The sequence below is a fragment of the Streptomyces sp. NPDC005752 genome (assembly GCF_040630715.1).
Lineage (GTDB): Bacteria > Actinomycetota > Actinomycetes > Streptomycetales > Streptomycetaceae > Streptomyces.
This window is the reverse complement of record NZ_JBEXYB010000006.1, coordinates 29,800-44,053: the sequence shown is the minus strand read 5'-3', so window position 1 is coordinate 44,053 and position 14,254 is coordinate 29,800. Positions and strand designations below refer to the sequence as shown.

11 protein-coding genes are annotated in these 14,254 nt (G+C 71.6%); 5 read left to right on the top strand and 6 right to left on the bottom strand.

Features of this window, described 5'->3' with window-relative positions; genetic code table 11:
• Nucleotides 1-138 precede the first annotated feature (138 nt).
• From ABZ441_RS07145 to ABZ441_RS07125, 5 genes are all read left to right on the top strand, one after another.
• A complete protein-coding gene (locus ABZ441_RS07145) occupies nucleotides 139-564 on the top strand; it encodes a single-stranded DNA-binding protein (protein ID WP_358969310.1) in 426 nt (141 codons plus the stop codon).
• A 248-nt stretch (nucleotides 565-812) separates the two neighbouring features.
• On the top strand, nucleotides 813-2,231 hold the full coding sequence (locus ABZ441_RS07140) for a Cys-Gln thioester bond-forming surface protein (RefSeq protein WP_358969308.1): 1,419 nt from the start codon (nucleotides 813-815) through the stop codon (nucleotides 2,229-2,231).
• A 175-nt stretch (nucleotides 2,232-2,406) separates the two neighbouring features.
• Nucleotides 2,407-4,071, top strand: coding sequence for an energy-dependent translational throttle protein EttA (ettA, locus tag ABZ441_RS07135; protein WP_358969306.1), 1,665 nt, complete (start codon nucleotides 2,407-2,409; stop codon nucleotides 4,069-4,071).
• Nucleotides 4,072-4,076: 5 nt separating this feature from the next.
• Nucleotides 4,077-4,499, top strand: coding sequence for a thioesterase family protein (locus ABZ441_RS07130; RefSeq protein WP_358969304.1), 423 nt, complete (start codon nucleotides 4,077-4,079; stop codon nucleotides 4,497-4,499).
• Nucleotides 4,496-5,191: a hypothetical protein gene (locus tag ABZ441_RS07125; protein ID WP_358969302.1), complete on the top strand. Its 696-nt coding sequence runs from the start codon at nucleotides 4,496-4,498 to the stop codon at nucleotides 5,189-5,191. The genes ABZ441_RS07130 and ABZ441_RS07125 overlap by 4 nt, the downstream gene beginning before the upstream one ends.
• Before the next feature lie 75 nt (nucleotides 5,192-5,266).
• On the opposite strand, the gene ABZ441_RS07120 is transcribed toward ABZ441_RS07125, so the two are convergent.
• The 6 genes from ABZ441_RS07120 to ABZ441_RS07095 form a co-directional block, all read right to left on the bottom strand.
• Nucleotides 5,267-5,671 carry a globin gene (locus ABZ441_RS07120; RefSeq protein WP_358969300.1) on the bottom strand — a complete coding sequence of 135 codons (405 nt, stop codon included), beginning with the start codon at nucleotides 5,669-5,671 and terminating at the stop codon, nucleotides 5,267-5,269.
• An 87-nt stretch (nucleotides 5,672-5,758) separates the two neighbouring features.
• On the bottom strand, nucleotides 5,759-7,111 hold the full coding sequence (locus tag ABZ441_RS07115; RefSeq protein ID WP_358969298.1) for an FHA domain-containing protein: 1,353 nt from the start codon (nucleotides 7,109-7,111) through the stop codon (nucleotides 5,759-5,761).
• A gap of 119 nt (nucleotides 7,112-7,230) precedes the next feature.
• The gene (locus ABZ441_RS07110) at nucleotides 7,231-8,592 is read right to left on the bottom strand and encodes a VWA domain-containing protein (RefSeq protein ID WP_358969297.1); all 1,362 of its coding nucleotides are present in this window, start codon (nucleotides 8,590-8,592) and stop codon (nucleotides 7,231-7,233) included.
• Nucleotides 8,593-8,759: 167 nt separating this feature from the next.
• Nucleotides 8,760-10,154 (bottom strand): PP2C family serine/threonine-protein phosphatase, encoded by a 1,395-nt coding sequence (locus ABZ441_RS07105; RefSeq protein ID WP_358969295.1) that lies wholly within the window; start codon nucleotides 10,152-10,154, stop codon nucleotides 8,760-8,762.
• 2 nt (nucleotides 10,155-10,156) lie between these two features.
• Entirely contained in the window at nucleotides 10,157-12,901 is a 2,745-nt protein-coding gene (locus tag ABZ441_RS07100; RefSeq protein WP_358969294.1) for a tetratricopeptide repeat protein, read from the bottom strand.
• Nucleotides 12,898-14,235, bottom strand: a complete 1,338-nt coding sequence (locus ABZ441_RS07095; protein WP_358969292.1) for a hypothetical protein — start codon at nucleotides 14,233-14,235, stop codon at nucleotides 12,898-12,900. The genes ABZ441_RS07100 and ABZ441_RS07095 overlap by 4 nt, the downstream gene beginning before the upstream one ends.
• Between the last annotated feature and the right edge of the window lie 19 nt (nucleotides 14,236-14,254).

Genomic DNA, 14,254 nt, shown 5'->3' with positions numbered 1-14,254 from the left:
GGATTTCACGTTTCCGTCCAGCATGGTTCCAAGCGGATCGGACGGACGCACCGGGCGCACCGCACCGCATCCCATCGGTGCAGGGCGGACAGCGGGACGGAAAGCGGACGGAAGCGGCAGGGAATCGGGGGACGGGAAATGAACGAGACCATGGTGACGCTGGTGGGAAACGCGGCGACCCCGGTGGACTTCAGGGAGACGGCGACAGGACCGACGGCGCGATTCCGGCTGGCGGTGACACCCCGGCGGTGGGACCGGGAGCAGCAGGCCTGGACGGACGGCAGCACCGGCTTCTACACGGTCTGGGCACGACGGACACTGGCGGCGAATCTGTCCGGCTCGGTCTCGGTCGGAGAGCCGCTCCTCGTCCACGGCCGTCTGAAGGTGCGCGAGGAGGAGCGGGACGGGGTGTGGAGGACCTCCGTGGACATCGACGCCGTGGCGGTGGGGCACGACTTGACCAGAGGGACGGCCGCGTTCCGGCGCGTGGTCAGAGCAGACCCCTCCCTCACGGCGCCTACGCATCGTCAGAAACCAGCCACGCACATGGCATCGTTGTCCTGAAGGGGAGAGGGCGCGCCGAACAGGGCTGTAACGATTACGAGTCGGAATGCTTATCTGACGGCATGACGGGGGATTCGCGTTCGCTCGCTCCTTACGATTCCCCCGTACTCATGCGGCACTTGAGTTTGCTGGCGAGGCACCTCCCACACGCACATCACGCGTGAAGGCCTCGCCCGGAGGGGAATTCTGTGATTTCTGTGTCTTCAGCGTTCACTGCGTCGTCGACGGCGGCGACGGAGGGCTCCCCAGTGGGCCGGAGCAAGGGCCGCGGTCTCGTCAGGGCGGCCGCAGCGATGCTGGCCACCGGGCTGGTCGCCGCGGGAACGATCGTCGGAGCGACGGCCGCCACGGCCGCGCCGGGGGACGACTCGGGTCAGCACCAGGGTGGCGCGGTCGCCGTACTGGAGGGTCTGAAGACCTACGGCACCGCGGAGCTCAACACCGGTGAGGGCGAGAAGCCTCAGGAGCTGCCCGCCGGCCTGTTCGAGATGAAGGTCGACGGCGGCGGCACCATCCAGACGTACTGCATCGACTTCCACACGCCCACCAAGGACGGCGCGAAGTACCTGGAGACCCCCTGGGACCAGTCTTCGCTCGGCGCCAACGAGGATGCCGGCAAGGTGCGCTGGATCCTTCAGCACTCCTACCCGCAGGTCAACGACTTCGCGGCGCTCGCCAAGGAGGCCGGTACTGGCCCGCTCGACGAGAAGACCGCCGCCGCCGGCACCCAGGTCGCCATCTGGCGCTTCTCGGACAAGGCCGAAGTGACGGCCAAGGACGAGGACGCCGAGAAGCTCGCCGACTGGCTGGAGGCGCACGCCCAGAACGTCGCGGAGCCCAAGGCATCCGTGGGGCTGTCTCCTGCCGCAGTCTCCGGCAAGGCCGGTGAGAAGCTGGGCCCGATCACCGTCCACACCGACGCCGGCCAGGTCTCGGTGGCACCGCCCGCCGACGCCGCCGCCAGCGGGGTCCAGGTCACCGACAAGACCGGCAAGCCCGTCACCGAGGCTGCCGACGGGTCCGACCTCTACTTCTCCGTGCCCGAGGACGCCACCGACGGCTCCGCCGCGTTCTCCGTCCAGGCCTCGACCTCCGTGCCCGTGGGCCGGGTCTTCGCCGGGCTGATCAAGAGCCAGACGATGATCCTCGCGGGCTCCAGCGAGTCGACCGTCTCCGCGACGGCGAGCGCCACCTGGGCCGAGAAGGGTGCCGTCCCGGCGGTGACCGCGCAGAAGAACTGCGCCAAGGGCGGCGTCGACATCACCGCGAGCAACACGGGTGACGAGGCGTTCACCTTCGAGCTCGCCGGCACCGAGCACACCATCCCGGCCGGTGAGACCCGCACGGTGACCGTCCCGGTCGGCGAGGACGAGGCCTACGACTTCACGATCACCGGCCCCGGCGGCTTCAGCAAGAACTTCAAGGGCGTCCTGGACTGCGAGACCGCAGGTACCCCCGCCCCGGGTGACGACACCACGACCCAGACCGGCTCCGAGCCCACGCCCGCGCCCGCCGCGAGCACCCCGGGCACCGAGGGTGACCTCGCAGCGACCGGCGGTTCCAGCGCCACCCCCGTCATCGCGGGTGTCGCCATCGCCCTCGTCGTCCTCGGCGGCGGCGCGGTCTTCATGCTCCGCAGGAAGAAGCCGCAGAGCAGCGGTGAGTGACTGAGCACGGGCGCTGCCGTTACGAGCGCCGGTGAAGTGTCGTGAAGAGCCCGGTACGGACCTCCGTGCCGGGCTCATCGCGTGCCCGGGGACCGGACGGGTTTCCGTCAGGGCGCGGGCGTCAGGCAAGATGGGTGTATCTACCCACACCTCTATTGCTGCCGGACGGTTTCTCTTGGCTGAGTACATCTACACCATGCGCAAGACGCGCAAGGCGCACGGCGACAAGGTGATTCTCGATGACGTCAATCTGAACTTCCTGCCCGGCGCGAAGATCGGTGTCGTGGGTCCCAACGGCGCCGGTAAGTCCACGGTGCTGAAGATCATGGCGGGCCTCGAGCAGCCGTCCAACGGTGACGCGTTCATCTCGCCCGGCTTCAGCGTCGGCATCCTCATGCAGGAGCCGAAGCTCGACGAGTCGAAGACCGTCCTGGAGAACGTCCAGGACGGCGCCGCCGAGATCATGGGCAAGCTCAAGCGCTTCAACGAGGTCGCCGAGCTCATGGCGACCGACTACTCCGACGCGCTCATGGACGAGATGGGCAAGCTCCAGGAGGACCTGGACCACGCGAACGCCTGGGACCTCGACGCCCAGCTGGAGCAGGCCATGGACGCCCTGGGCTGCCCGCCCGGCGACTGGCCCGTCAACAACCTCTCCGGTGGCGAGAAGCGCCGTGTGGCGCTCTGCAAACTGCTGATCGAGGCCCCGGACCTGCTCCTCCTCGACGAGCCCACCAACCACCTCGACGCCGAGTCGGTGAACTGGCTGGAGCAGCACCTCTCGAAGTACGCGGGCTGCGTCATCGCCGTGACCCACGACCGGTACTTCCTGAACAACGTCGCCGAGTGGATCCTCGAGCTCGACCGCGGCCGCGCCATCGCCTACGAGGGCAACTACTCCACGTACCTCGACAAGAAGGCCACCCGCCTCAAGGTCGAGGGCCGCAAGGACGAGAAGCGCCAGAAGCGGCTCAAGGAAGAGCTGGAGTGGGTCCGCTCCAACGCCAAGGGCCGGCAGACCAAGTCCAAGTCCCGTCTCGCCCGTTACGAGGAGATGGCGGCCGAGGCGGACAAGATGCGGAAGCTGGACTTCGAGGAGATCCAGATCCCGCCGGGCCCGCGGCTCGGTTCCATCGTCGTCGAGGTCGAGAACCTCTCCAAGGCCTTCGGCGACAAGGTCCTCATCGACGACCTGTCGTTCACGCTCCCGCGTAACGGCATCGTCGGTGTCATCGGTCCGAACGGCGCGGGCAAGACCACGCTGTTCAAGATGATCCAGGGCCTGGAGATCCCCGACTCGGGCGCCATCAAGGTCGGCGACACGGTCAAGATCTCCTACGTCGACCAGTCCCGCGCCAACATCGACCCGAAGAAGACCCTCTGGGCCGTCGTCTCGGACGAGCTGGACTACATCAACGTCGGCCAGGTCGAGATGCCGTCGCGGGCCTACGTCTCCGCGTTCGGCTTCAAGGGCCCGGACCAGCAGAAGCCTGCCGGTGTCCTCTCCGGTGGTGAGCGCAACCGCCTCAACCTGGCGCTGACGCTCAAGGAGGGCGGCAACCTGCTGCTCCTCGACGAGCCCACCAACGACCTCGACGTCGAGACCCTGTCCTCGCTCGAGAACGCGCTGCTGGAGTTCCCCGGAGCCGCTGTGGTCATCTCCCACGACCGCTGGTTCCTGGACCGCGTCGCCACGCACATCCTGGCGTACGAGGGCGACTCCAAGTGGTACTGGTTCGAGGGCAACTTCGAGTCGTACGAGAAGAACAAGATCGAGCGCCTCGGTGCGGACGCGGCCCGGCCGCACCGCGCCACCTACAAGAAGCTCACGCGAGGCTGATCGACTTGGCCCGTCACATCTACAGCTGCCCGCTGCGCTGGTCGGACATGGATGCCTTCGGCCACGTGAACAACGTGGTCTTCCTCCGCTACCTGGAGGAGGCGCGCATCGACTTCATGTTCCGGCTGGCGCCGGGGGACGGCTCGCCGTCCTTCTCGGGCGGCTCCGTCGTGGCCCGGCACGAGATCGACTACGTGCGCCCGCTGGTCCACCGGCACGCGCCGGTGACCGTCGAGTCCTGGGTCACGAAGATAACCGCCGCGTCGCTGACGATCGCCTACGAGGTCAAGGACCCCGAGCAGGTCTACGTACGGGCGTCCACGGTCGTCGTGCCGTACAACCTGGCGGAGGAGCGGCCCCGGCGGATCACCGCCGAGGAGAAGCTCTTCCTGCAGGAGTACCTCGACCAGGAGCCCGCCGTCGTATGACAGTGCCAGTACGGTCGCTGCGGTTCGCCGATGCGAGGGAGGCGGCGGACCTCGCCGCCTTCCTCGGCCGGCTGCTCCACTACGACCGGGCCGCCGCCGTCCGCCTCCAGGCGGGCGGCGGCGCGCTCGCGGTCTTCGGCCGGCCGCCCTCCTTCGAGGTGCTCGCCATCCGCACGGTCCGTCTTTCCGGCGTGCACTACTTCGACGTCACGGTCTCGGCCGGTGAACTCCTCGAGTCGCTGAACACGGACGAGGCCGGCGAACAGGCCGGTACGGGCGCCCTGCCGATGCCCGTCACCGGACCGCCGTGGGCCGGGATGCTGCCGCCACGTGGCGGCTGGCAGGAGCGCCCCGGGCTGCCGGGGCCCGTCGACCTGCGCACCGAACTCACCGGCGCCGTGGCCGAATTCCGGGCCCGCGACGCCGCGCTGCCCGAGGACCGGCGCACCCGGGCGGAACGCGATCTGATCGGCCGCGACATCTGGTCCCGGACGGTCGGGGAGACGGAGCTGCCGCTACGCGCGGTGCACGCCGCCCAGTCCCTCGGCTTCCTGCGCCCCGCACCCGACTTCCCGGTCGCACTGCTCACGGCGGGTTCCTGGCTGCGGCTGCGCACCCCGTTCGGCTCGATCGCCCTGCGGGGCGCGGGTGGCGGCCTCGGCTCGCTCGCCGTGACGGTCGGGACCGTCTGAGGCAGCCGACGCCGGCCCGCCTCCGGCATCATCCGGTGTGCCGTCCCCCGGTACGGCCTGCGGGCAGCGGTCGGCTCAGCCCGCGGTATTGATCATCGAGGCGGCGGCGTAGGTGAGGTAGTCCCACAACTGCCGCTCGTGCTCGGGGGAGAGACCGAGTTCGTCGAGCGCCACCCGCATGTGCCGGAGCCAGGCGTCGTGCGCCGCCCTGTCCACCTGGAACGGGGCGTGCCGCATCCGCAGCCGCGGATGACCCCGCTGGTCGCTGTAGGTGCGTGGACCACCCCAGTACTGCATCAGGAACAGTGCGAACCGCTCCTCGGCCGGGCCCAGGTCCGCCTCCGGGTACATCGGCCGCAGCAACGGGTCTTCGGCTACGCCCTGGTAGAAGCGGTGGACCAGGCGCCGGAAAGTCTCCTCGCCGCCGACCTGCTCATAGAAGGTCTGCTCCTGAAGCGTGTCGCGCGGAATCTCTGTCACCCGTCCATCGTCGCAGACGCACCGGCCGAGGACCCGGGTCCTAGGACCCCGGTCCTCGGCCGGTGGGTGTCTTCGTGGTGTGCAGGATCAGTCGCGGCGGACCGTGATCGTCGTCCAGGCCCCGACGTGCACTTGGTCGCCGTCCTGGAGCGGTACGGGGACGTAGGGCTGGATCGGGTCCTCGGCGCCGTTGAGCGTTGTGCCGTTGGTGGAGTTCTGGTCGACGACGGCCCAGCTGCCGTCCGGCTGCTGCACCAGCACGGCGTGCTGGTGCGAGACACCCGGGTCCTCCGGCGGTACGGCCAGATCGACGTCGGGGGCCTCGCCGGTGCTGTGCCGGCGCCTGCCGATGGTGATCTGGCTGCCGGTGAGCGGAAGACGCTGCTCCGGCGAGTACGCGGGCAGGTTGAGCCCGGTCGCCTCCGGCCCGCTGCGCTGCATCATCGCCAGGAAGTAGTCACGGTCCGGAGCGATGACCGCCGTCCAGCTGCCCGGCCCCTGGCCCGGACCTCCCTGGACGTGGCCCTGACCGGGGAACTGCTGCTGCGGAGGCTGCGGAACCTGGTGACCCTGTGGTGCCTGGTGACCCTGTGGGCCCTGCTGGAAGGCTCCCGGAGGTCCCGGAGGCTGCTGCTGCGAGGGCGGCGGCAGCATCCAGTCGTCGTCGCCACCGGCCCCCGGCGCCTGCGGCCGCTGAGGCGCGGGCGGCGCGGACTGCTGCTGGAACGACGGCGGAGGCGGAGGCGGCCCCTGCCGCTGAGGCTCGAACGGCGACGACGGGCCGCCCTGCGGGCCGGGACCAGGCTGGCCGGGACCCTGGGAGCCCGGGCCCTGTTGCCCCTGGCCCTGCTGCCCCGGGATTTGTTGCCCCGGCTGACCCTGTGCCTCGAACGGAGAAGGCGACTGCTGCTGGAACGAGGGCGGAGGCGGCGGTCCCTGCTGGAAGGACGGCGGGGGCGGCGGAGGACCCGGGCGGCCACCCTGCTCCGGCGAGAGCGGCTCGGCCGGCCGGTTCATCTGCGAAGGCCGGGAACCCTGGTACGCGAACGGGTCCCGCTGCTGCTGCGGGGGACCCTGCTGCTGCGGTGGCGGCGGGCCCTGCTGCGCCTGGAAGCCCGGCGGCAGATTCAGGCCGGGCGCAGGGCCGCCCGCGCCGCCCTGCGGGGCCAGCGGGGTGTAGGACGTCGCCGTGTTCGTGAGGAAGTTCCAGCGGCACTCCTCGCAGTACGGCGCCATCGCCTCACGCGGGGTGCGGCACTGCGGGCAGAGCTCGGCCTGCGCGGTCGGCTGCCCGGCGCCCGGCCCCTGCGGGTAGCCGTAGGCGGGCGGGGGAGGCGGAGGGACCGCGCCCGAGGGCGCGTCCGTCCCGGCCATGCGGTGTCCGCAGACCTCGCACCAGTCCTCGGAACCCGACTGGTGTCCGTTCGGGCATGTCGGCATGTCGGCGCTTCCCCCTCTCCTCGTCCGGCCCGGAGGCCGCATGCTGTCCGGTGCACCGCGGTCGGCCGGAACGGCTTTCCGTGCGGTGCCTCGTCGTCGTGTCGTTGCCGTTCGTGTCGCTACTTCTTGACGCGAACCGTCTTGGTCGAGCGCGTTTCGAGTGTCATCTCGTCCGCCTCCGCGACCCTCGCTTTCAGTCGCACAGTACCTGTCGCCGCATCGACGACGTCGACCACCTTCGAGAGCAGTTTCGCAGTATCCGCGTTTCCGGAAGCCGACGCGAGCTGCACCGCACGGCCCAGTTTCGCCGTCGCGCCGTCGAAGTCTCCCGATTTGCGCGCATCCAGTCCCTGCTGGATCACTTGCGCCAGTTCCGCCTGTCCTGTGTAGTGCGCCACCTGCGGGTTGATCGACGTCGACGCGGCCATGTCGTCCGTCCACACGGCCCGCACGAGACCCTGGGAGAGGGTCTGCGGGACGCCGTCGTCCGAGGGGGGCGGCAGGATCAGCGAGACCCGGGCCGCCAGCATCTCCTGGCCGATCCCGGCCTCCGGAACCCGCACGCACACGTGGTAGTCCCGGGACTCGTCGCCCCAGGAGCCGGTCGGGTAGTCACCGGCGCGCGGTCCCGCCACGGTGCGGCGGCCGGTCAGTTCGGCTACCGCCGGTGCCACCTGCTTGACGAACACGATCTCGACACCGACGGGCGTCCAGAGCCGCAGCGCGACGTCCGCGACCTCCTTGCCCATCGCGTTCTCCATCATCCGCGTGAAGTCCGCGGCGAGACCCGCCGGATCGGCGACGATGTCCGCCGTGCCGAGCAGGGCGGAGGCGATCGCTGTGACTTCTTTCACCTCCCAGTCGGTGCCCACGCCTCTCGCGTCACAGGTGAACCGGCCCGCACAGGAATCCAGAGCGGCCCGCAGGTCCTCCGGGGACTCGTGCTCGTTGCGCCCGTCGGTGAGGAGGATGCCGTGCCGGATGTCCACCTCCGAGGCCCCGAGCAGCCGGTCCGCCAGCCTCAGCCAGGTCCCGATCGCGGTGCCCCCGCCCGCGCTCAGACGGCGCAGGGCCTCCTTCGCCTGGGCCTTGGTCCGCGGGGTGGCCGTGGCCAGCTGCCCGTTGCCCGGGTAGACGTCCTTGGCCGTGTGCGTTCCCGCGACGACGGCGAACCGTGTGCCGTCCCGCAAGGTGTCCACGGCCGCCGCCGTCGCGTCGCGTGCGTTACGCATCTTCGTCGGCGGGTAGTCCATCGAGCCCGAACAGTCGACCATGAGCACCACGGCGGCTCCCGGGGCCCGCCCCGGGACACGTGCCGGCGCAGGGGCGCCGTCGGCCAGCGGCACACCGCCGGTCGTACCCCCGCCGGTGGAGGTGACGGTGATGATCGCGTTGACGTCGCGGCCGCCCTCGGGGAGGAACTCGTTCTGGTACACCTCGACGGCGAACCGCGGCACGCTGGACTTGGAGAAGTTGGCCATCTCATCGGCTCCTTGAGGCACCACGTGTGTCGGACGAGGACAGCGGTGACGAAGACAGACGTGCGGACAGGTTCAGGGCGAGGGACACGAGGCGCGGCACGGGACGGGCGCGGGGCGCGCGGGGACGGGGCGGAGCGCCATGGGGGGCGGCGGCGGACCGCTCGCGCTCAGGCGGATCCTGCCCCTCGCGCCGCCACGGCGAACGGCAGCAGCGCCACTGTTACGTTGTCGTGGCCCCCGCCGTCGAGGGCGTGACCGACCAGCACCTGGGCTCCGTGCAGCGGTCGTTCACACGCGTCGGACGGTACGGCCGCGGCCATCTCGGCCGGCGACTCCGCGTAGTTCCACAGGCCGTCGGTGCACACCACCACCAGGCCGGCCCGGTCGGGCTTGAAGGACGCGGTGTGCGGCTCGAGTTCGTACGCGTCGGCGCCGAGCCAGCCCGTGATGGCGTGGGCGCGCTCGTCGGCGTACGCCTCCGCCTCGTTCATCAGGCCGGCCGCCACCATCTGCGCGGCCCAGGAGTCGTCCTCGGTGAGCCGGGCCGGCGGCTGGGACCGGTCCTCGGGGATCCAGTAGACACGGCTGTCGCCGACCCAGCCGACGATCAGCAGACCGCCCGCCATGATCGCGCCGACCAGGGTGCACGCCGGGGCGTTCTGATGGCGGTGCTGGTCGTGCTCCAGCGCCCGGCCGGGTTCCTGCGCCAGCGCGTTGACGGCTTCGGACGCGGCCAGGATCGCCTCGTGCATGGCCTGCTGCGGATGCGAGCCGCGCGGCAGCGATTCCAGCAGCGACTCGTTGGCGGCGCCCGCCGCGGCGGCCGACGCCTCGTCGGGACGGCTCGCCGACGAGACGCCGTCGCAGACGATGGCGACGACGGCCGGTGAACCGTCCGGCAGGGCGGTGCAGGACACCGCGAACGCGTCCTCGTTGCGGTGATGGCGCAGGCCCCGGTCGCTGACGGCCGCCACCGCACCGAGCTCCTGCTCCATGTGGTCGCGCTCGCGGGGCTGGGCGTGGCCGCAGTTCTCGCAGTAGCCGTCGGTGTCCACACGGCCCGAGCGGCAGGCCACGCAGACCTTGGCCCCGGCCGCCGAGGCACCGGCGGCCGCGTGCTCCACGGTACGGGGATCGGGCGCGGCCAGTTCGAAGTCACCCGAGGATTCACCCGAGGACTCGCCCGCGGCGTCTCCCGGGCCGTCCGGAGCCGCGCCCTTCGGGGAGCCCGGCTCGTCGAAGCGGACCGCTGCCCGGTCGGTGGTGGGCAGGGGCCTTCCGCCGGAGTCCACCCCGGGGAGGTCGGCGGGCCGGTGCGTGGGCGCGGGCACCTCGGAGCTGTTCGTCGCGGAGGCACGCGGCCACTCGACGGCCCCGGCCGCCGCGGGCGCGCCGGCGCCCTGCGCGGGGACGGTGATGGCGACGGTCGGGCGGTCGGCGGGAGGAGCGGGCACGGCCGAGAGGTCGTACCCGCAGCCTCCGCAGAACCGGTCGCCCGACTCCAGCGGTTCCTCGCAGCTGGGGCACCCCGGCAAGGAGGCCTGCTGGTGGCTCTGTGACATCTTCACACCCAGGTCCGGGGGCGGAAACGGTTGGCCCGCTCCACCAGTTCGATCCTCTCGTCGCCCCGCTGTGCCAGCCGGGCGAGCATCCGGTACGAGCGTTCGAGACCGAATCTGAGGCCCCGCTCGTCCAGGTCACTGCCCAGTACCGTCCTCGGACCCGCGACTGCGGGGGAGTGCGGCGCCACCGGCTGAGCCGTGGGACTACCGGAGAGTACCCAGTCAAGTGCCGTCCCCAGTACCTCGGTCGACAGCTGCTCCCGTCTCACCGCGTCGAGGCCGTAGGCCCGCAGGGCGGTCACCTGGTCCGCCGCGGCGGACAGGTCGTCCATCAGCGGCTCGTGCGGGGCCCGCTCACGGAGCCGGGCCCGCACCGCGGCCACCCGCGCCGCCGTGTAGTGGATCGACGACTCCGGCACGGATTCCAGGCTGCGCACGGCACCGGCCCGGTCACCCGTCGCGACCTGGACCCGGGCCAGACCGAAGGCCGAGCTGACGAAGCTCGGGTCCGTCGTCCACACCAGCCGGTAGTACTCCGCGGCGTTGTCCAGCTGCCCGAGCACCTCGGCGCAGACACCCAGGGCCAGCTTCGGCGCCGGCTCGCCGGGGAAGGCGTCGTACACCGCGTCGAAGGACAGCGCGGCGTTCTCGTGGTCACCGGTCACCAGCGAGGTGACACCGCGGTACCACACGACCCGCCAGTCGTCCGGGTGCTGTGCCTCCACCGCGGTCAGTGCCCGTACGGCGGCGTCGAGTTCGCGCATCTCCAGGAGCGCGCGCAGCTCCCGCAGGCGGGTCTCCAACGAAGCGGCGGGCACGGAGTGGAGGGCGGAGACCAGCTCCGCGGGCGCCGACGCCATCAGCCCGGCGAGGAATCCGGCGTTCGGGTCGTTCGGGTCGACCCGGGGGACCGGCAGGGCCAGCGAGGTCGCCCGCGCGTCGAACGCGGCGATCCGGGGACCGGCGCCCGGGAGCGTCAGGGGGGCCGGGGCCGCCGCGCGAGGCGCCGGAACGGCCGCCCGGTGCTGCCCGGACGCGACCGCGCCGGCCACCGCGCCGCTTCCCGTGCCGCCCCGGACATGGGTGTCGGGCGCGTACAGCGGACCGGCGCCGCCGGGCGCGGCCGGAAGGGCGGGGGCGGGGACGACGGGAGCGCCGGCGGAAACGGCCGGCCGGGCCGGGGTGGGCAGGGTGACGACCGGGGTGGCCGCCCCGCGCCGTCGTCCGAAGAGGCCCGTGCCGCCGGACGGGGCCGCGGGACGGGCACCGAGACGTGACACCTCCTCGGTCGGCGCGGCGAACAACTCCGTGTCCGTCACGCGCATCTCCACGCCGAACAAGGTCGAGAGCGCGGGGCGCGGGCGCCCCGTCTGCAGGGCGACCACCTCCCGCAGCACCCCCGTCAGCTGTTCCGCCATCTCCGCGGCCGAGGAGAACCGGCGGGCCGGATCCGGGTCGGTGGCCCGCACGAGCAGCCGGTAGAACGACTCGTACCGCCGGAACACCTCGATGTTGTCCGGATCCGGCAGCGAGTCCACGAAGACGTTGGTGTACCCCTGGAAGTCGAAGGTCAGCACCGCGAGCGTCCGCGCCACCGTGTACAGGTCGGAGGCCACGGAGGGGCCGGCCTCCGCCACCTCCGGAGCCTGGTAGCCGACCGTGCCGTAGATGGCCGACTCGCCGTCGTCCATCCTGCGCACCGCGCCCATGTCGATCAGCTTGAGCTGGTCCTCCGTCTGGATCGCGTTGTCGACCTTGAAGTCGCAGTACAACAGGTTGCGGCTGTGCAGGTGGCCGAGCGCCTCCAGCGCCTCGATCCCGAACGCGCAGGCCTGCTCGACCGGCAGCGGGTCCCGCCTCCCGGCCGGTGTGCGGAGCTCGTTGGCGATCTCCTTGAGCGACTTCCCGCCGACGTACTCCATCACTATGTAGCCGTCGAGCGAACCGGTGCGCTGGTCCAGGTGTTCCACGAAGTTGTAGATGCGGACGATGTTGGAGTGCTCGATCTCGGCGAGGAAGCGCCGCTCCGAGATGGCCGCGGCCATGGCGTCCTGGTCCCCGGTGTCCAGCAGGCCCTTGAGGACCACCCAACGGTCGGAGACCGCCCGGTCCACCGCGAGATAGACCCAGCCGAGCCCGCCGTGCGCCAGGCAGCCCGCCACCTCGTACTGCCCGTGCACGATGTCGCCGCCGCGCAGCTTGGGCACGAAGGAGTACGGGTGTCCGCACTTGGTGCAGAACCCCTCGGTACGGCCGGGCCGTTCCCCGCGGGCCCGGCCCACCGGCGCACCGCAGTCGGAGCGCGAGCAGAACCGCTTCCGCTCGGGGACCTCGGGCTTCTCCATCACCGCCGTGTACGGGTCGGGCCTCGGCACGTCGGGGACGAGCACCAGGCCGGCGCCGAGCCTGCCGCGGCCGGAGGCCGAACCCGTCGAGGTGCCCGAGGAGCGCACCGACACGGACCGCGAGGTGGGACTTCCGGACAGGGAGCGGGAGAGCCGCCCGGACACCGAACGCCTGGAGGTCGACGAGCGGGACGACGACCGGGCGGACGCCTGCGAACCGGTCCGCCGCGAGGTGCTGCCGCTTCCCGCCCTGCCACCGCCCGCGATGCCCGTGGGCGGTGAGCCCACCATGCCCGTGGGCGACACGACCGGCGCGAGGCCGCAGGTGTCGCAGTACAGCTCGCCGCCGCCCATGTCCTCGTAGCTGCCCTCGCACACGGGGCGCTGGCACTGCGCACTCATGATCTCTCCCCCTGTCCGTCGTGCTGGTCCGGGCGGCGCGGTGTCAGCAGATCCGTGGCGGCCCGCTGATAGCGCAGCACCACCTGTTCCGCGACCCGCAGATCGCACGGCGCGCTCCACAGCATCCGCCGGGCCGCGTCGTACCGCTCGATCAGCAGCGGGTCCTCGGCCAGACCGTGCCGGGCCACCTTCGCCTTGTACGCGTCCAGCCTGCCGCGCAGCTCCGCACGGACCGCCAGCGGCTCCGTGACGGACGTCAGCGACTCACGGGCGCGCAGCAGTTCGTCCTCCGCCTCCCGCTCCAGCGATTCCAGCAGCGGTGACAGCCTGCTCCACTGGGCGTGCCTGCGGTACGCCGAAGCCGTCGCGAGCCGTTCCTGCAACACGGTCGGCGGTCCGCTGACCGCGGGCACCTCGGAGGCGGCGATCTTCGCCAGCACCTCGCCGCGCGCCAACCGGGCCTCGGCGAGCGTACGGTTCGCGCGCGACAGCAGGTCCCGCACCTGGACCAGGCGCTGCTCGGCGTCCTGGCGGACCGCCAGCACCGCCTCGATCTCGCGGCGCACCTCCTCCAGGGCGCGTGCAGCCCGGTCGTAGCGCGTGGTGTCGGGCCGCCCTCCGCCCGGCGCGGCACTGCCGGGGCCCGGGATCCAGAACGCCAGCGGATCGGAGATCACCTGCTCCCGCAACGTGGCCAGCTCCTCGGCGATCGACTCCAGGTCGTCACCGGCCGGATGCTCCCCGGGCCGTACCCCGACCGAGTGCGCCAGCGAGCCGGTACGGCGCAGCTCGGCGGCCAGCAGGTCGATCCGGGCGGGCAGCGCCGACCATACGGAGTCCGACGCGAGGACCATGTCCAGCGACGCGGCGTACAGGTCGTTCATCCGGGCGACCAGCTCCTCCAGCGTGAAGCGCTCGGAGAGCCGGGCCGGACCGGTGAGCGAGGAGCCCGGGCCGGTCGAGCCCTGGTTCGGCACGGTCACACCGTCACCGCGCAGCAGGTCGGTCAGGGCCACCAGGTCGCTCCTGCCGGGGTAGCGGCGCCTGCCCCGGATCTCACGGGCCGAGGCCAGCGCCCCGGCGTAGGCGTCGAAGTACTGCCACAGCAGCGTGATCGACCGCTTGGCGGAGCCCCAGCGCTCCTTGGTGACACCGGCCAGAGTGGCGCCCTCCAGGAGCCGGCGGCCGGCGTGTTCCTCCAGGGCGAGGAGCGAGGTCTCGATGGCCTCGTGCTCCGCACCGAGCCGGGCCAGCGTACGGTCCGCCTCGTCCCGGCCCATGACCGGGCCGGGGGGCCTCCCCGCGAAGCTGGGGAAGGATCCCGCCACGCCCATCGATCACCTCTCCGTTCGT